General features: G+C 36.5%; 13 protein-coding genes and 1 tRNA gene. 7 read left to right on the plus strand and 7 right to left on the minus strand.

Features of this window, described 5'->3' with window-relative positions; all coding sequences use genetic code 11:
- Positions 1-44 precede the first annotated feature (44 nt).
- Positions 45-1325 (plus strand): MFS transporter, encoded by a 1281-nt coding sequence (locus A9996_RS03820; protein ID WP_066431070.1) that lies wholly within the window; start codon positions 45-47, stop codon positions 1323-1325.
- Positions 1326-1380: 55 nt separating this feature from the next.
- Here the strand turns inward: A9996_RS03820 and A9996_RS03825 are convergent, their stop codons facing one another.
- The gene (locus A9996_RS03825; RefSeq protein ID WP_066431140.1) at positions 1381-2151 is read right to left on the minus strand and encodes a UDP-2,3-diacylglucosamine diphosphatase; all 771 of its coding nucleotides are present in this window, start codon (positions 2149-2151) and stop codon (positions 1381-1383) included.
- Positions 2152-2159: 8 nt separating this feature from the next.
- Positions 2160-2609 carry a 6-pyruvoyl trahydropterin synthase family protein gene (locus A9996_RS03830; RefSeq protein WP_066431072.1) on the minus strand — a complete coding sequence of 150 codons (450 nt, stop codon included), beginning with the start codon at positions 2607-2609 and terminating at the stop codon, positions 2160-2162.
- A gap of 110 nt (positions 2610-2719) precedes the next feature.
- On the opposite strand from A9996_RS03830, the gene A9996_RS03835 reads away from it, so the two are divergent.
- Positions 2720-3364 (plus strand): 2OG-Fe(II) oxygenase, encoded by a 645-nt coding sequence (locus A9996_RS03835; protein WP_066431073.1) that lies wholly within the window; start codon positions 2720-2722, stop codon positions 3362-3364.
- Between the two features lie 336 nt (positions 3365-3700).
- Here A9996_RS03835 and A9996_RS03840 read toward each other — a convergent pair whose 3' ends face one another.
- On the minus strand, positions 3701-4201 hold the full coding sequence (locus A9996_RS03840; protein ID WP_066431076.1) for a GNAT family N-acetyltransferase: 501 nt from the start codon (positions 4199-4201) through the stop codon (positions 3701-3703).
- A gap of 43 nt (positions 4202-4244) precedes the next feature.
- Here A9996_RS03840 and A9996_RS03845 point away from each other — a divergent pair, with 43 nt between their 5' ends.
- The 4 genes from A9996_RS03845 (at position 4245) to A9996_RS03855 (ending at position 8015) form a co-directional block, all read left to right on the plus strand.
- The gene (locus A9996_RS03845) at positions 4245-5042 is read left to right on the plus strand and encodes a universal stress protein (RefSeq protein ID WP_066431079.1); all 798 of its coding nucleotides are present in this window, start codon (positions 4245-4247) and stop codon (positions 5040-5042) included.
- A gap of 174 nt (positions 5043-5216) precedes the next feature.
- Positions 5217-5459 (plus strand): GIY-YIG nuclease family protein, encoded by a 243-nt coding sequence (locus A9996_RS19500; protein WP_083993831.1) that lies wholly within the window; start codon positions 5217-5219, stop codon positions 5457-5459.
- Positions 5450-5523 (plus strand) — tRNA-Ala (locus tag A9996_RS03850). The genes A9996_RS19500 and A9996_RS03850 overlap by 10 nt, the downstream gene beginning before the upstream one ends.
- Positions 5524-5648: 125 nt before the next feature.
- The gene (locus A9996_RS03855; protein ID WP_066431081.1) at positions 5649-8015 is read left to right on the plus strand and encodes a hybrid sensor histidine kinase/response regulator; all 2367 of its coding nucleotides are present in this window, start codon (positions 5649-5651) and stop codon (positions 8013-8015) included.
- Here the strand turns inward: A9996_RS03855 and A9996_RS03860 are convergent.
- The 4 genes from A9996_RS03860 to A9996_RS03875 form a co-directional block, all read right to left on the minus strand.
- Positions 8012-10771, minus strand: a complete 2760-nt coding sequence (locus A9996_RS03860) for a PD-(D/E)XK nuclease family protein (protein WP_066431084.1) — start codon at positions 10769-10771, stop codon at positions 8012-8014. The two genes, A9996_RS03855 and A9996_RS03860, sit on opposite strands and share 4 nt — an antisense overlap.
- Positions 10772-10836: 65 nt before the next feature.
- On the minus strand, positions 10837-12198 hold the full coding sequence (locus A9996_RS03865; RefSeq protein ID WP_066431091.1) for an OmpA family protein: 1362 nt from the start codon (positions 12196-12198) through the stop codon (positions 10837-10839).
- A gap of 124 nt (positions 12199-12322) precedes the next feature.
- A complete protein-coding gene (gene kbl, locus A9996_RS03870) occupies positions 12323-13519 on the minus strand; it encodes a glycine C-acetyltransferase (protein WP_066431093.1) in 1197 nt (398 codons plus the stop codon).
- Positions 13520-13542: 23 nt separating this feature from the next.
- Entirely contained in the window at positions 13543-16695 is a 3153-nt protein-coding gene (locus tag A9996_RS03875) for a UvrD-helicase domain-containing protein (RefSeq protein WP_066431095.1), read from the minus strand.
- A gap of 210 nt (positions 16696-16905) precedes the next feature.
- Here A9996_RS03875 and A9996_RS03880 point away from each other — a divergent pair, with 210 nt between their 5' ends.
- On the plus strand, positions 16906-17514 hold the full coding sequence (locus A9996_RS03880) for a superoxide dismutase (protein ID WP_066431098.1): 609 nt from the start codon (positions 16906-16908) through the stop codon (positions 17512-17514).
- The last annotated feature ends 476 nt before the right edge of the window (positions 17515-17990 follow it).

Consider the following 17990-nt stretch of genomic DNA (forward strand, 5'->3'; position numbering starts at 1 on the left):
TTATAAGATCTTTCAGGTTTTGAAATCTGAAAGGTTTATCAACCATGGAACAAAAACCAATCAAAAAAGATCCTTATGCGGCACTTCGCATAAAGGAATTCAATATTTTTCTACTAGTTCGTTTTGCACTTGTGTTTGCATGGTCCATGCAATTTATTATCATTGAATGGGAAGTGTATTCCATTACAAAAGATCCCTTATCATTGGGTCTTATCGGCCTCATGGAAATTATTCCAGCGCTTTCAATGGCGCTTTTTGCAGGCCATATTGTAGATCAGACTGAAAAACGCGGACTACTTATTAAATGCATCATCGGGTTTTCAGTCATCAGTCTAGGATTGTTTTTGTTGACCTGGCCATTAGTGGTAGGCAATTGGTCAACCAATATGGTACTTTACAGTATTTACGCTTTGGTTTTTATGGGAGGTTTGGTTAGGGCCTTTATTGGGCCCACCGTATTTTCATTGATTGCTTTGATCGTTCCTAAAAAATTATATCCAAACGCAGCGACATGGAGCAGTTCAACTTGGCAAGTGGCCTCAGTTATGGGTCCAGCATTAGCAGGTTTCAGCATTAGCTGGATTGGCGTGCACTGGTCGATGTGCTTGATATTAGCTTTTGCGCTGTTGGCATTGATTAATTTGTTGCGTATTTCGAAAAAGCCGATTTTAAATCCTAAAATTGGAGAGCCTGTGATGCAGAGTTTAAAAGAAGGCGTCAAGTTTGTGTTTAAAACCAAAGCCATTTTAGGAGCTTTAACCTTGGATATGGTGGCCGTACTTTTTGGAGGTGCTGTAGCGTTATTGCCCATTTTTGCACAAGACATTCTAAAGGTGGGTTCAGAAGGTTTTGGAGTGCTGAGGGCTGCGCCAGCAGTGGGCGCCTTTTTGACCATGTTAATTACAGCCTACATTCCTATAAGTAAAAATGCTGGGATGAAATTATTGGCGGCAATTTTTGGTTTTGGGGTTTGTATTATTGTGTTCGGTCTATCTTCAATATTTTGGGTATCTGTTGCAGCCTTGTTTTTTAGCGGTGTTACTGATGGCGTCTCCATGGTTATCCGCCAAACCATTTTGCAATTAAAAACGCCAGATCATATGCGTGGACGTGTGGCTTCAGTAAACTCAATGTTTGTGGGATCTTCAAATGAGCTCGGAGCTTTTGAAAGCGGATTGACTGCAAAACTCATGGGCACCGTGACAGCGGTTGTTTTTGGAGGTACAATGACCCTAATAACGGTCGTAACAACTGGGATCGTCTCTCCTTCGTTTAGAAAACTTGATTTACGCAAGGATTTGGAGGAGCATGAAAAAGCAGATTAAAATTATGGATTTTAATGGTCCAAACCTTTCAGGTTTTTCAACTTGAAAGGGCCTATCATCCTTCTTTAAAGTTTTCAAATTTTTTCAGCGTCAATTTTTCACCATCAAAAACCCCATAGGTATAATATTGGATCCAATCGCCCAAGTTGAGGTATGAAGAATTGTCATTCAGCTTAATTTCCATAGGAAGATGCCGGTGTCCAAATACGAAGAAATCGCGGTGTTTATCTTCTAATTTACTTTTGGAATACTGCACTAACCACTCTTTGTCTTCACCCAAAAATGTGGCATCGTCATCCCCAGAAATCAGCTTATTTTTGACGGAGAGATGTTGCGCGATTTTTACTCCCAAATCAGGATGCAACCATCTAAAACACCACTTAAAAATCGGATTGGTAAACACCTTTTTCATCCTTTTGTAGCCTTTGTCATAAGGGCCTAGACCATCACCGTGACCAATAAAAAAGATCTTGTCGTTAAATATAAATTCTTTCGGTTTATGAAAGACTTCAATATTGAGTTCTTCTTCAAAATAACCGTGCATCCATAAATCATGATTGCCTACAAAATAGTAGATAGGAATGCCAGAATCGCTTAGTTCGGCAAGTTTGCCTAATGTTCTTGTAAATCCTTTAGGAACAACAGTTTTATATTCAAACCAAAAATCGAACAAATCTCCAAGCAGAAAAATGGCAGCGGCGTCTTGCTTAATGTCATCTAACCAAGCCACGAACTTCTTTTCACGCGGATACGATGTTTCTTTGGTAGGAGCTCCCAAATGGTTGTCAGAAGCAAAGTATATTTTTTTTCCTTTGGGAATATTCATCAAGCTCATTAATTATCACTCGCATACCATTCTGCAAAACTCGTGTCAGTTTCCTGAAGTTTCAAAGAATGCAACTGAATGGTCTCTGGGAGATATTTTTTAATTTTTTCGGCAAAATCAATCACCATCATTTCACTAGTAGGCTGGTAATTGACCAAAAGTACATTATGATCTCTATCTTTCAGTTCTTTCGCCAATTCGACGTGTGGCGTATTTTTGTTGAACACAGTGGCGTGATCAAAGACATCAACGATTTCGCTCTTAACGATTTTCTTCAAATCTGAAAAGTCAATCACCATCCCAAACTTAACATTTGAGCTATCATTTATAGGTGTGCCAATAACCGTGACCGATAATTTATAGCTATGTCCATGCACATTTTTGCACTTACCATCATAACCATAAAGGGCGTGACCAGTTTCAAAAGAAAATTGCTTTGTAATCCGAATTTTGCTCATATAGCGTCAATTTACTGCAAAGATATTCAAATTGTAAAAGGAAACCGTTTTTAGATTACATTTGACCGAAATTTTGAATTCTTTACTCATAATTACCAGATTGCTACCTTATGGCGAACGCTCTTTTTGAGTCTATTTCTTTTGATGAGAATCCTTTGTATGAAAAAATCATCTCGGATATTGTTGCTCAGAAATATGCTGTTGTTGAAGATTTTTTTACTACAGAGGAGGTTCAGCTACTTAGGCAATCATTACTCGACAAACACGAAGAAGACACTTTTAAAAAGGCAGCCATTGGCAATAGGGTCAATGAAATCATCGTAAAATCTATTAGAGGCGATGTCATTTTATGGATCGATGAGGCCTATACAAATGTAGCGGAAGGCTTATTCTTTGATAAAATTAACAATCTCGTCAGCTATTTGAACAAAACTTGTTTTTTAGGAATTCTCCGCAAAGAATTTCATTATGCTTTGTACCCAACTGGCACTTTTTATAAACGGCATTTGGATACGTTTCAAAATGACGACCGCCGTAAACTATCTTTTGTGTGTTATTTGAATGAAGCAGGTTGGTTGCCAGAGAATGGCGGTGAATTGGTGTTGTATTTAGATGATAATGGCAGGGAGGTAGAAAAGGTTATTTATCCGCTTCCTGGTAGGGTGGTTATTTTTGAAAGTCAGATCCTTGAGCATGAGGTGAAACCTGTCAAGACTGAAAGATTGAGTATTACAGGGTGGTTAAAAACCCGATAGGATTATTTGTTTTTTCTTCGGTTGTAAATGTAAATGACAATCAATGCGATGGCCAATATCAAAAACAAGCCGTTACCACTTAAAAATTCAAGAATTCCCATAGTTTTTTATTGAAGGATATACGGCCAAAGTTAAACGTTTTGTTTAGTTGGCAAAAAGAGTTGTCTAAATTTTATGATCAGAGGAACACCTCTTGCAATCATCCAAATCATAAATAAAATAGAAATAACGTATAGTTTATAGCCGTATCTGTAAGGGACAGAATAGGCACTATAACTCGAGTAATTATTGCAGGACCTTCAAGTTTGTGGCTGGTTTTGCGACTGATTATGGAATTTACAGGATACGTTCGTAACAATAAAATGGATGTTCACTTTGCTTCGGAAAATAAATGGATCCCAAACGTTGATACCCGCGAAGCTCGTAAAATCTTTGGTTTCTGTCATTTTGAGAAAAGGTGTCCAATCTGATAGAGAGGTATTTATTTTCTTTCCCAAAGTGTTCAGCAAAACTCATGAGTTGTTGGGCAAAACCGCACCCTTGGTAATCAGGGTGCACTGCCAAACGGTGTATGTAAAGATTTTTGGTGTTAGGTGTAAGCCAGTGTACGGATTGGTACTCCTCATCCATAAAAGAAGACATCACGATAGTGCCAACAATAGTATTTTGATTGGTCAATACATACAGTTCATTTCTTGCAATATCCTGTTCAAAAGCCTCGGCATTTGGATAGTGCTCGTTCCATTGGAAAATACCGTTTTTTATCATGTTCTTGGCACACGCCTTGGTCAGTAATAAAATAAATTCAATATCTATTGAAGTCGCTTTCCGAATCATTTTTAATGTCTATTTTTGTGTGAATTTAGTGTTTATATTAGATATGAAAAATATTTTAGTCCCAGTGGGGTCGTCAAAAAATGCAGAAAGTCACTTACAATATGCAGTTGATTTTGCGCGAGCGTTTGGGGCTAAGTTGTATGTTGTTCAGATATTTAATGTCTATACTAAGGCGGGTACAATGATTAAGGTTGATAATATTTTGGAGCGCGAAAGTTTGGCGTTTTTAAAGTCACATGTTGAGAAAGTGGATATCAAAGGTGTTGAAGTGATCGTTAAAACTTTTAAAGGAAAACTTGTGGAAACCCTGGAGCTTGTATGCCAAACTGCCGATATTGATTTAATTTTGATTGAACCAAGAACGAACTCTGTCAAAGAAGAAGTGTATTTGGGCAAAACCTCAGGGAAGATTATTAAGCAAACCAGTATTCCCGCATTGATTGTTCCTGAAGGCTTTACCTTCAAACCGATGAAGACTATTTTGATAGCTTTAAAATCAGCCATTATAAGAAAAGATGACGTTTTAAAGCCATTAATTTCCATAAAAAACCAATTCAATTCAAAAATTGATCTCTTATTGGTGCAGACACCATTTTACAACGAAGGTGACTTTGATGTCAATGAAGAGTTGGCAGGCCTGATAAGTCATACATCCCACAGTGAAAATACGACTACATTTCAGGGCGTGTTGGACAACTACAAGGAAATTAATCCTGATCTGTTATGTGTGGTGCGAAGAAAGAGAGGATTTTTTACCAAAATTTGGGAAAATAATACCATCTTAAAAAAAGACTTTAACAGCTCAACATTGCCAGTGTTGGTTTTAAGTGGTTTAAAATAAAACAGTTTGTTTCGAAGATTTAAAATTAAAATATAAGCAGGAAACAGATAAAAATGTTTTAAATTTGCCGCTTGTCGAAAGTGGCGTAAAAGTAATTCGGGGATGTAGCTCAGTTGGCTACCCGCCCGTACCGAACGGCACGTTCGGGCGGGGAGCGCTTTTAAGCTGGAGATTATGTTTGTTGCTTACATCATATATAGTACTAAATGTTGCCGTTTCTACGTTGGAATGTCTTCACATTTTAAGGACAGGTTGAAAACGCATAATTCGGGTAGAGTAAAATCCACAAAGGCATTTCTTCCTTGGGAATTATATTACTCTGAAGAATTCGAAACCAGAATAGAGGCGAGAAAGCGAGAAAAATATTTTAAATCGTCCGCTGGCAGAAAGTGGCGTAAAAGTAATTTGGGGATGTAGCTCAGTTGGCTAGAGCGCTTGGCTGGCAGCCAAGAGGTCGTCGGTTCGAGCCCGATCTTCTCCACAGAAAGAGCAATGCGAAAGCATTGCTTTTTTTCGTTCCACTATGATCTGATCCATTTATTTTCATGTCGAAAAAACCATATTAATGGTTTTTTCGTAAGTTTAGAGTGTTTAAAGGCCCCAACCATGAAACAACTACTACTAATTATCTACTTTATTAGTGCAGGATTGCTAGCTCAAAATTCTGCATTTGACCCTGAAAACAGTAAGGGACAACTCTTTGAATATGCCGATTTTACTAATGTTGGTGAAAATGACTACAGCTTCACTGAACTGCTGAAGAATCAGAATTCCATCTTAAATTTTTATGAACTGGAGTCTGAAAATCATAGCGTCGGATTTACGTCTGATCATTTTTGGGTTCGTTTTAAAGTGCAAAATTCAAGTCAGGAAAGCAAAGTTTATTATTTAGAAACCGCACGACCTATAACAGATGAAGCAGATCTTTATCAAATTTCAGAACCTAAAATCTATCATTTTCAAAGTGGAGACCAAATTCAGTTTGACGAGCGCCAATTGCCACATCGATCAACGGTTTTTAAAATTAAATTACCACCACAAACTACCCAACAATTCTATCTCCATTTAAAAAGTGATGGAGAAACCGTCAACTTACCATTGAATTTATATACAGAAACATCCTTCTGGATAATGAACTACAAACAGCAGCTGTTCTTAGGACTTTTTTATGGACTGTTGTTTTTAGCAGGTATTATCTATCTCTTCTTTTATACTAGTTTAAAGGCGAAATCATTTTTATACTATGCCATATATGTGTTTTCCATAGCGTTGTTGCAAAGTGCCTTAGACGGTTTTATTTTTCAATATGTATTTCCTAATGGAGGATTTTTTAACGATAAAGCTGTGTTGATAACGGCGTTAATTACCAATGTTTTTCTCTTGAAATATTGTGAGCATTTTTTAAATGTAAAGCAACAACTTCCATCTTTTTACAAATGGCACAAAGCCGTCTATGCTGTTATAGGAATTTTATTCTTAATGGTGCTAGTAAGTGAAGAAACGATGGCTTTAGCTTATCCATTGAGCAATGTTAATGGATTGCTTAGTTTGATTTTAATTCTTACAACTGTATTTGTGATGCGTTATAAAAGAATGTCAGTTGATGTGTTTTTCTCCATTGGAATATTTTTCTTGGTATTTGGCCTTTTGGGATTTGTCATGAACAATTTAAGTTTGTTGCCAAATAACTTTTACACGCTCAACAGTGCTAAATTCGGTACGGGCTTTGAGGTAATATTTTTGTCCTTGTCGATGACCAATCTCATCAGAAAATTAAGAATGGATAAGGAGACCTCGCAAGAAGTCACCTTACAGAAATCAGAAGAGGTAAGCCAGTTAAAAACCTATTTCATGTCTAATATGAGTCATGAGTTAAGAACTCCTATCAATGCCATAATGGGTATTGCAGAAACGCAGCTGAGCAGTGATTCTGAAAAGCACCACAGAAAAAATTATGAGATCATTAAAAATGCATCGTTGAGCTTATTAAGCAATATCAATGATATTTTGGACTTTGATAAAATTGAAAAGAATGAACTGCAATTACAGATAGAAGAGTTCAATCCGTCAATAGCGCTCAATCAAATTAGCAATAACTGGAAGCTTGAAGCGGAAAAGAAAGGGTTAACCTATCAATTTGAAATGGATTATGAAATTCCTGCGGTTGTAAAAGTAGATTCGGAACGCTTTGTCCAAATTATAAATAATGTTTTGGGTAATGCTGTAAAATTCACAAATGAAGGCAGTGTGGTTTTTAAATTGAGATGTACGCCTCAACCAAATGGACAGTGTCGTTTTTCATTTCATATTGCTGATACAGGTATTGGTATGAAAGATGAAATGAAAAAACATGTATTTGACAGTTTTAGCCAAATGCGTCTTGATCATAAACGCCAGTTTGGTGGCATTGGACTTGGCCTAACAATTGTAAGGCATTTGGTGGAACTATTTCATGGGAACATTAAGGTTGAAAGTAAAGAAGGACAAGGAACGGAGGTGTTTATTGATTTACCTCTAGAAGTCGTTTCTAAACAAATATATCCTGGGAAAATATCAGAACTACCAAAAAGCTCATTTCCGGAAACTCATATATTGGTTGTAGAAGATAATTTACTCAATCAAATGGTGATGAAAAAGCTGTTGGGAAATTCTCAAAATATTAGTTTTGCAGTTGTTGACAACGGACAAAAAGCAATTGAAGCCCTTAAAAAGGATGTCTATGACCTTATTTTAATGGACTTGCAAATGCCAATTATGGATGGTTATGAAGCTACTGAAATTATACGGGGCGGTTTTTTAGGAGATACCATTGGCGGGATCCCTATTATTGCTGTTACAGCAGATGCCTTGCAGGAAACGCGACAGAGAGTATTAGAGATTGGGATGAACGATTACATGACCAAGCCTGTCAATAAAGATGTACTTATGCAAAAAATTTACCATCAAAGAGAAATTACAATGAAAATTGCTTAATGACCAACCTCTTTTTCGATAAATTCAATTTCAGGGTTACAAATTTCGAGAATCAATTTTTTAAGTTCACTATAAAAAGCATCCAAAGTTTCTGTTGTGATGCTGTGGTCTTTATCTCTGCTTCTGGCTGATGGTTTCTTTCCAAATTTCAAAAAATAATCCCCTTGTAAATTTTTAAAAGATATGATGCCTGCCTCAATAGGTTGGGAAAGCTTTTCCGTATTGTTCAACATGTAGGCATACGCCAAAATTTGGAAACTCTTACTGAATCTATCATAATCCAAAGTGATGTCTTCCCAATCCACAATTTCTACTTGCCCTTGGTTAACTTTCCCTGTTTTATAATCGATGATCCTAAGTGTGCCGTTAAATTCGTCAATTCTGTCCACAGTACCTTTTAAATGGACAGGAAAACCTAATTCTGGAATGTCGAGTTTAATGTTTAATTCCTTTTCTAAATCAATTATCTTTATTTGATTCCCAGCTTTTAAGGTGTCTATTTCCTTGTTTATGAAATTTGAAACATAGCGTTTTGCGACCTCAAGAATGATTAGATTCTTCCCTTTGGTCATGTCCCCTTCCTTGTAAAACGATTTAAAATGGAGCGTCACACTATCATTGATCAATGTTTTCATTTCTTGTAAATGGGCTTCAGTCAGTGCTATACCTTTATATGGGGTGTAAAAATCTTCTAATGTTTGATGGATCACACTTCCTAAGGTGTTAGCGGCAACGGTTTCTTCAACATCTTCAAAACTTTCGATTTTTAACACCTTCTGATAATAAAAATCAATAGGGTTTCTGATGTAATTTGTGAGTGAAGAAGGCGAAAATCCGTTAGTTGCAATCTGCTGCAACCTTTGTGAAACGGCTTCTGTTTTTTTAATGATTTGAGGTGATTTCTGTGCGACTTCCACTTTTGGAACTACAATGGAATGTTTGACATTATGGATGTTTTCAATTTGAAGTTGTGTGATAAATCGGCTTTTTTCACCACCATTCAAAACATCAGGTTCAGTGTTGTAGATAATATATATATTTTTTGCACGTTGCAAAAGTCTGTAAAAATGATACGTGTACACAGCATCTTTCTCTTTATAGGTTGGCAGGCCATTTTCAAGTTTCACATCAAAAGGAATAAAAGAGTTGGTGCTTTTTCCTGCCGGAAGGATGCCTTCATTAACTGAGGATATAATCACCGTTTCAAAGTCTAGTACGCGAGATTCCAACATACCCATTATTTGAAGACCCTGTAAAGGTTCTCCTTTAAAATCTAAAGTTTCACTGCTTAGTAACTCTTTGTACAGGTAGTACAACGTTGTACTGTTGCTGATGAGTTTGTAGGTGGTATTGTAGTGTTGAAGCTCGTTGAAGATTTGATTAAATCGGTAAAGATATTCCAGTGCCAGCAGGTTTTTTGATTTCTCTAAATCGAGTTTTGTTTTTAATGTTAACATGAGCTGAGAGCAATGTTTAAGTGCTATTTCAGGGTCATTGTTCCAAGACTGAAAAAGGAGCCTTATAACGTCTTGTTTTGACTCAGAAAGTGTCATTAACTTCTCAACTGAAATGGTAACAATATTGTTGCTCTGAATATAATTTATGATCTGATTACTGTAATTGACATCTTCATGCGTTAATAAAGATTGTATAAAGGGGTGCGATAAAACAGCTACTGCGTCCTTGTAATAAAGTTCGTTAGTGTGGTTTTTTTGGATCTTAAAAAGTGCGTCGAACAGAGAGGCCAAGGGTACCGATTTAAGCGGAAGTCCCATGGTGATATTAATGGCTTCCACTTTTTGAGGTATAGAATTGAGCAAAGGCATTAAAAGCGTTTCATCTCCTAAAACAACAGCGGTTTTTTTCAAATCACTCAAAGGTAAAGTGTCCAGAAGCTCTCCAATGTATTTTACTTGACCGATATTTTTTGGTACGGCAATGGTGTGAATATTTTTCTCTGAAGTGTAGTTTTTACCTATCCACTTAATGTTGTTGTGCTTATAAAATGGCCAATTTTTGAGATGTTGCCGAATGAATAAACCTGCATCGTGGATGGGATTATTTATAAATGCGGAATCAATATCCCAATAGATGCTAGCCAAGTTATGTTGTAGCAGTTCTTGGATGATACGATCTTCCGCTTTGTTTAGGGCATTAAAGCCAATAAAAATATGTGATTTATTAGGGTTGATGGACCTATAATGCTCCATGCCGTTTACTGCTTCTCTATACACTAAACCTTGATACCCTTTTTTCTTCAAGATCAACTCATGCCTAAATTTATTGTAATAAATTTTAAGGCGGTTCCAGAACGCTAAATAGTTTTGGATGTAAGGCGTTTGATGTTCTGACAGAGACCAATGATTAAGTTCTTTGATCGATTTTAGATAATCGAAAATATGATCTGGATCTATGAGGTAGCGATCAATCTCATTAAAATCTTGGAGCAATAGTTGTCCCCATTTTGAAAACTGGTCAAAAGTTTCCTGCTGAGGTTCTGGGGTAAGTTCTCTGTACACCTTATAGAATTCAAATAGAAGTTCTGTACTGGTGGCATAACTGAGTTCAGAAAGGCTCTCAACAAATTCTTCAATGGATAAAATTTCTGGAGCAAATATAGTTTTAGTAGTACTCTGTGATAGGATATCCTTTAAAAAAGTTCCTGCTCTTTTACTGGGTAAAATAAAGGTAAGTTGTGATATATCTTGTCTTTCCTTCTGTATCTGGTCTATTACTTGTTTTAGAAAACTTGTCATGCTATAAAAATAAAAAACGACCCCGAATATCGGAGCGTTTTTTAATTCTAATTATATTTAAAAACTTAGTTTGTAAGTTTTACTTCTACACGTCTGTTGTTAGTTCTACCTGCAGCAGTAGTGTTAGAATCAATTGGATTCTCCTCACCAAAACCTTTTGCAGTTAAACGATCTTGTTTGATACCATTGGCAATTAACCAATCTCTAACAGCGTTAGCTCTTCTTTCAGACAACAACTGGTTAGATTTCTCTGATCCAACACTGTCAGTATATCCTTCTAAAGCGAAAGTTGCTTGTGGATATTTGTGGAAGATAGCATGCATAGACTCTAAAGTTTGAATAGACTCTTTTTTAAATGTAGATTTACCTGTATCAAATAAGATTGTTCTAGCATATTCGTTAAGAGTTTCCATCTCTTCAACAGTTGGCTTAACTTCAGGACAACCATTGTTAGCTACTGTACCAGCTTCGTTAGGACATTTATCATCTTTGTCTAATACACCGTCTCCGTCTGTATCTTTCCAAGGACATCCTTTGTTAGCAGCAGGACCAGCTTCGTTAGGACACTCATCATCTTTGTCAGCTACACCATCAGCATCAGCATCAGGACAACCGTTTAAAGTTTTAAGGCCAGCAACTGCAGGACAATCATCTTTATTGTCTGGAACACCATCGCCATCAGCATCAGGACAACCATTAAATTCAGCTAAACCAGCTTCGTTAGGACAGTCATCTTTAGAATCCTCAATACCGTCGTTGTCAGAATCAGGACAACCATTGAATGCTTCTAAACCAGGAACATCAGGACAAGCATCATCTTTATCATATACACCATCTCCATCAGTGTCTTTTCCACCAAATTTAAGAGCTAAACCAACTGTATGTTGGAAATGTGTTGGCAAATAATCTTCAAACGCATGTTTGTAAGAAGACTGAACAGTTACGCCAATATTTTCAGAAAACCATAAGTTGAAACCCAAAGTTCCGTTAAGAGTACCAGCTCCAACTTCATCAACCCAAGTGTAACCACCACCTACTCCTAGGTAAGGCTCAAATATAGGAGAGTTTACTAAACTTGCGAAGCTATATCTAACTGTACCATCTAGTCCGTAGTAAGATAAGTCATCAGCTGATGCATCTCCTACTTTACTGATTTCATTGATAGTACCTGCTGCGGTTATTGAAAACCCATCAGATAGGTATCTAGAAACAGATACCGAAGATAATGAAGGCAAGATGTTGTAATGATCTCCAAAATTGAAGTATTCATCAAAGATTTCACCTTGTCCGTCTTCACCAGTTGGGTATAAGTCAACTGCGTTTACGCCAACTCCAATTGCCCAAGGGTTGTTTTCGTCTTGAGCGCTGACGTTGCTAAAGCTCAATAAAAGCAACATAGCGAAAAATATTCTGCTAAGATTTTTCATATTCTAATTATTTAATTTTAAGTGTTAATTAATGAACAAAAGTAAGTTGTAAAATATTATTAACAAAGACAAATGGGTAAAAATATTGGTTGATTTCCTTAAAATGTTAGTGTTTGGACTGATTTTAAATAATTTCTAAGCTTTTTCCAACCCTTATAAATGCTGCAATTGCCTTATCCAAATGTTCCCTAGTGTGGGCAGCTGATAACTGTACCCTGATTCTAGCCTTTTCCTTAGGAACTACCGGAAAAAAGAATCCTATCACATAGATGCCTTCCTGAAGAAGCATTTTTGCCATTGTTTGGGATAATTTGGCGTCATAAAGCATCACGGGTACTATTGCTGAATCTCCATTGATAATATCAAACCCTGCCTTTTGCATTGCCTCCTTGAAATATTTTGTGTTGGACTCCAATTGATCTCTCAAGGTGGTGTCAGTTGCCAACATCTCAAATACTTTTATGGACGCACCAACAATAGCAGGCGCCAGAGAATTAGAAAACAAATAAGGTCGAGATCGTTGACGCAACAAGTCTATTATTTCCTTTTTTCCTGTGGTATAGCCGCCCATAGCACCACCCATTGCTTTTCCTAAGGTCCCAGTGATGATATCAATACGGCCCATAACACCTTTGTCTTCCAAAGTGCCACGTCCTGTTTCTCCAATAAATCCTGTAGCGTGACATTCGTCAATCATTACCATCGCATCATATTTATCAGCCAAATCACAAATTTTATCTAAAGGCGCCACCAAGCCGTCCATAGAGAATACCCCGTCAGTCACAATAATCTTAAAGCGCGCTCCATTTTCATTCGCCGCTATAAGTTGTTTTTCAAGATCTTCCATGTCACTGTTTTGATAGCGGTAACGTGCCGCTTTACACAAACGGACACCGTCAATAATTGAGGCATGGTTCAATGAATCTGATATAATGGCATCATCAGCATCCAACAATGGCTCAAATACTCCACCGTTGGCATCAAACGCTGCAGCATATAAAATGGTATCTTCTGTACCATAAAATTCAGCTATTTTATGCTCTAATGTTTTATGGATATCTTGAGTACCACAAATAAACCGAACAGAAGACATGCCAAAGCCGTGGGTGTCCATAGCATCTTTAGCAGCTTGCACTACTTCTGGATGGGATGATAGACCTAAATAATTATTGGAACAGAAATTCAGGACTTTTTCACCTGTATTCAGAGTTATTTCTGCACCCTGAGGTGAGGTGATGATACGCTCCTCCTTATAGAGTCCAGCCTCTTTAATATCTTTAATTTCTTTTTGTAAGTGTTGTTGTAGTTTATTGCCGTACATGATTAATTTGATTTTATGCAAAGTTAAAATTCTTTTATTTGAATGTTCTCATTTATGTATATAAGTATTTTTTTGCTCACCTTAAATCCCATTTCCTCAAGAATTAATTGGTATTCCCTAAGTTGGTTCTGATGGGTGGGACTTGCACTACCAGTTTTATAATCTATAATTACTGCTTCCTCCATGGCATTCACCACAATCCGGTCGGGCCTTAAAATAAGTCCGCCCGATGCTAATATGTCTTTTTCATTATAAACGGTGAGTTCTGGTTGAAAATAATCCTTTAATTTTTCATGATGCACAATGTCTAATATAATTGGCTTGAGCTCTAAGGCTTGTTGTGCATTAATATCACCCTTGTTTTCAAAATCTTCAAAAGCAAGATTGATATCACTTTCAGATTTGATTTTTGACATGATCAAATGGACCAAATTCCCTTTTTCAATAGCTGCTTCTTGCTCGGTGTCCCATAAATAACCTGCATTAGTAACGATCTTTAAGTCATGATCTTCTTTAGCTATTGAAATAAACTGTTTTTGGGTGGTTGCAGTTTCTATTTTTTTGGGAGTCAGGATGCGTGTGGGTGATCCAAACGTGTAGCTTTTTTTAGATTTGTCCCACAAACCTGCCCACTTGAGATAACTTATAAAGAGTCCTGAATACCATCCAAGTTTTTCATTATGCCCTTTATCTAGGTCATATTCTGATATGATATAAAGCTGTTCAACAGCTCTTGTCATTACAACATATAATAGATTAACACTATCCAATTCTAATTGTGTTCGATATTCAGTATACATGGTTTTGCCTAAAGCACCAAGATCTTCCAAGTCTTTATTAACATTGATGAAAACATTTTGAAACCCATTAAAGTCATCTGCTTCTACAGGAAACCACATTTTTGGAGATCTGTCAAAATAAATGTCCTGATTGGCATAAGGGAAAATCACAACCGGAAACTCTAAGCCTTTAGACTTGTGAATGGTCATAATTTGAACCGCATTATTGCCCTGAGGTGAGGTTATGGAAAGTTTCTCTTTTTTAACATCCCAATGGGACGTGAAACTAGAAAACCCAGCATTAAATCTTTGAGAGAAGTCTAAGACTTCATCTAGAAAAAACTGAATATAAGCATTGGATGTTTTGTTTAGATTGAATTGTCTTACCACGCTCTCCACAGCTTCAAAAAAAGGAAGTTGTAAAAACAGATTGAAATCAAAAAAGAGACCGTATTCTAGTAGCTTTTCGAACATTTCATAAGTTTCCAAGTGGACAAGACTTTGAAAAAAGAGATGTTTATTTTCAATGTGAAGTTGATGGTCTGCCAGATAACTTAAGGACTCAATTTTCAACATGTCGTTGTAGGGCTGCGAGGCCAATGCGATGATGTTGGTTAAAAAGTGGACTTCTGGCGAATTTTTAAGCAGTAAAGACTCAGAAGAAATAATAGGAATACCTTCAATGCTCAAATATTCAGCAAGTGCAATACCTTCTTTTGATTTTCTTGCGATGATGCAAATGTCTCGCAATTCAAATTTGTGGTCTTGCGCTTTTTTGATAGCTTGTAAAACGTGTAGGCCATAGGTTGCGTCTTTGTCTTCAGGTTCACACTCTAAAAAGGACAACTCTAAAAAACCTTCACCCTTTAAAGACTGCTCCTGATGGCTTGCTTTATAGATTTCTCGATGGGAAGGCTCTGAAAATACAAAGGAAGACAAATGCTTAAAGAAACTGTTATTAAAATTTACAACGGTTTCTAAGCTTCTATAATTGACAGGTAAATTTTGAACCTTTTGTTGAATTTGAAACGGCTGCTGATGCGCTGTGTATAAATCTATAAACTGTTCAGCCCTTCCGCCTCGCCATCTGTAAATAGCTTGCTTTGCGTCTCCCACCAGCATCGCAGAGCCTGTTTCTCCTTTTAAATTTTGACTTGAAATGGCATTGTCAATTAAAGGAATCAAATTTTCCCACTGTTTTACTGAAGTATCCTGAAACTCGTCAATAAAGTAATGCTTGAATTTCTCACCAATTCGCTCGTAAATAAATGGGGCTGGTTGCGACTTGATTTCTGAACTGATAAGGCTGTTAAATTCTGAAATTAGTACCAAATCCTCATCCTTTTTAATGTCTTGTAGACTCTGGTAAATGGCGTTTATAACGGATAGTGGCGTAATGTTTTTGAGAACGTTTTTAAGAAATTTGAATTGGATGATACGCTGTTTAGTCTCACTAAATGAGGCCGTGATTGCGGGTTGAAGGCTATCTATAGTCGTCATTTTGTGAGCATCCAGACGTTTGGGGTAAAGTGCGTTGCCTTCCAATAAATCGTTTTGCCATTTTAAATTATCACAATTGACGTCAAAATTGCCTTGCGACAGTTTTAAAAAGTGTTTGGGTAGATGACTGCTGGAAAAATCATTAAACTGCAAACCATTATTCTCAATAAGTGTCAAAACCTGCTGTCCTTTTCCGCTAATATCCTTTTCAAGTGTCGAGATTTGCGTAATAAGCTGCGTTTTTAATGCTTTAAAATCGTCGAGCGTTTTATCTTTTAAAGATTCAATAAAAGGAATGTCGTTTTCATTAATCAGTAATTGTGCAATTTGATTGAAATCGAATGAGACATCCCAACTCTTATCATCATCAGCCTTTTCAATAGCAAAATCAACCAATATTTTTGTGAGTTCCTTTTCTGATCCAGCCTTATCAATAAGTTGATCTACCGCTCTTGAAAGAATTGTTTTAGTGTCCAATTCTACCTCAAAGTTTAGAGGCAATTTCAAATCATGGGCAAAGGTTCTAATGAGGCGGTGATTGAACTTATCAATGGTAGAAATATCAAAGGCAGCATAATTATGGGCAATGGTATTTAAGATGATCTTAGCTTTTTCATGTAGCTGTTGGGACCCTATTTGCAGTTCTTTTGAAAGCATATTGAACATTGGGGTTGGCTTCTCTAAAATAGTAGCGTCAGAAAAATCGATGAGCATATCCACAACGCGTGCCTTCATTTCAGCAACAGCTTTGTTAGTAAATGTTAATGCCAGTATATTTTTGAAAGCATTTAGCTGATTTGAGGACAGCAGGATTTTCAAATACGCTTTTACCAGAGTAAAGGTTTTACCGCTACCTGCTGAAGCATTATAGATTGAAAAAGGATGTTGGGTTTCCATTTTTGGAATTTTTATACAAGATAAAAACTAAAGCCGATTTATATACGGAATTTGCAAGAATTCAGTATTCATACCCAATCGATACCTTACTGCTTACCAACGTTAAACTTTTCTTAACACTTAAATACGAAGCGTTTAATATTTTTATAAGCACAGTTTTATGTGTAAATTTGGGTAGAACAAATATTAACACTTAAAAATAGATACATTATGGCTTTCGAATTACCGAAATTAAAATATGCTTTTGATGCCTTAGAGCCTCATATTGATGCGAGAACAATGGAAATACACCATGACAAGCACCACCAAGGATATACAGATAAACTAAACAGTGCTATTGAAGGGACTGATATGGCTGGAAAAACTATCGAAAATATTCTAATCAATTTAGATATGGAAGATAAAGCCGTTAGAAATAATGGTGGTGGCTTTTATAATCACTCCCTTTTTTGGGAAGTGATGAATCCACAAAGTAAAGGACATTTGGCTGGAGATCTTAAAAATGCTATTGAAGCAGAATTCAAATCATTTGATGCTTTTAAAGATGAATTCAGCAAAGCAGCGGCAACACAATTTGGATCAGGATGGGCTTGGTTATGCGTGCACGAGGGTGGAAGAGTCAAAGTATGCTCAACACCAAATCAAGACAATCCATTAATGCCTGGGGTAGGTTGTGGAGGAACACCCATTTTAGGATTGGACGTATGGGAACATGCTTACTATTTAAAATACCAAAATAAGAGACCTGATTATATCAATGCATTTTTTAACGTGATCAACTGGAATGAGGTAGAAAGACGTTATGCAGAAGGAAAATAATGAACTAATTTATCCAAAAGGTTTGCAACACTTTTTGGGTTTATTTGATTTAGGAAAAGCAGACTTTAATAAGTTTGCTTTTTTTGTGCCCATTTGTAAAGTTTTTACTAAAACTAATTATATCAATGAACGGCAGTTCCCGTTAATGTTATTTTAGAAAGAATAATTGAAGTGTTGTTTAGAAGATTCCAATTTGAAGGGAACTAGAAATGAAAAAAGGCGGACGAGTGTCCACCTTTTTTGCCCCAAATCTACCATAAACTTAACCTACTTATGTTATGGTGAAACAAATATAGGTGGACTAAAATGGAATTCTTAAATTTATTAGATAAACGGTGAATAAATTGGGCTGAATGAAATTTTTCGACAAAATTTGAAGTTTTGATTAATCTGGTGATATTCAAGATTTATGGTTCAATTTGCTATGCTAGACGATTGCAAATCAAAAGAATATCTTATAAAAAGAAAGGGCATAA

Source organism: Gelidibacter algens, assembly GCF_001678675.1.
Classification (GTDB): domain Bacteria; phylum Bacteroidota; class Bacteroidia; order Flavobacteriales; family Flavobacteriaceae; genus Gelidibacter; species Gelidibacter algens.

Coding starts and splice junctions, on each gene's coding strand:
- A9996_RS03820 (WP_066431070.1), top strand. CDS start 45: ATGGAACAAAAACCAATCAAAAAAGATCCTTATGCGGCACTTCGCATA.
- A9996_RS03825 (WP_066431140.1), bottom strand. CDS start 2,151: ATGAATATTCCCAAAGGAAAAAAAATATACTTTGCTTCTGACAACCAT.
- A9996_RS03830 (WP_066431072.1), bottom strand. CDS start 2,609: ATGAGCAAAATTCGGATTACAAAGCAATTTTCTTTTGAAACTGGTCAC.
- A9996_RS03835 (WP_066431073.1), top strand. CDS start 2,720: ATGGCGAACGCTCTTTTTGAGTCTATTTCTTTTGATGAGAATCCTTTG.
- A9996_RS03840 (WP_066431076.1), bottom strand. CDS start 4,201: ATGATTCGGAAAGCGACTTCAATAGATATTGAATTTATTTTATTACTG.
- A9996_RS03845 (WP_066431079.1), top strand. CDS start 4,245: ATGAAAAATATTTTAGTCCCAGTGGGGTCGTCAAAAAATGCAGAAAGT.
- A9996_RS19500 (WP_083993831.1), top strand. CDS start 5,217: ATGTTTGTTGCTTACATCATATATAGTACTAAATGTTGCCGTTTCTAC.
- A9996_RS03855 (WP_066431081.1), top strand. CDS start 5,649: ATGAAACAACTACTACTAATTATCTACTTTATTAGTGCAGGATTGCTA.
- A9996_RS03860 (WP_066431084.1), bottom strand. CDS start 10,771: ATGACAAGTTTTCTAAAACAAGTAATAGACCAGATACAGAAGGAAAGA.
- A9996_RS03865 (WP_066431091.1), bottom strand. CDS start 12,198: ATGAAAAATCTTAGCAGAATATTTTTCGCTATGTTGCTTTTATTGAGC.
- kbl (WP_066431093.1), bottom strand. CDS start 13,519: ATGTACGGCAATAAACTACAACAACACTTACAAAAAGAAATTAAAGAT.
- A9996_RS03875 (WP_066431095.1), bottom strand. CDS start 16,695: ATGGAAACCCAACATCCTTTTTCAATCTATAATGCTTCAGCAGGTAGC.
- A9996_RS03880 (WP_066431098.1), top strand. CDS start 16,906: ATGGCTTTCGAATTACCGAAATTAAAATATGCTTTTGATGCCTTAGAG.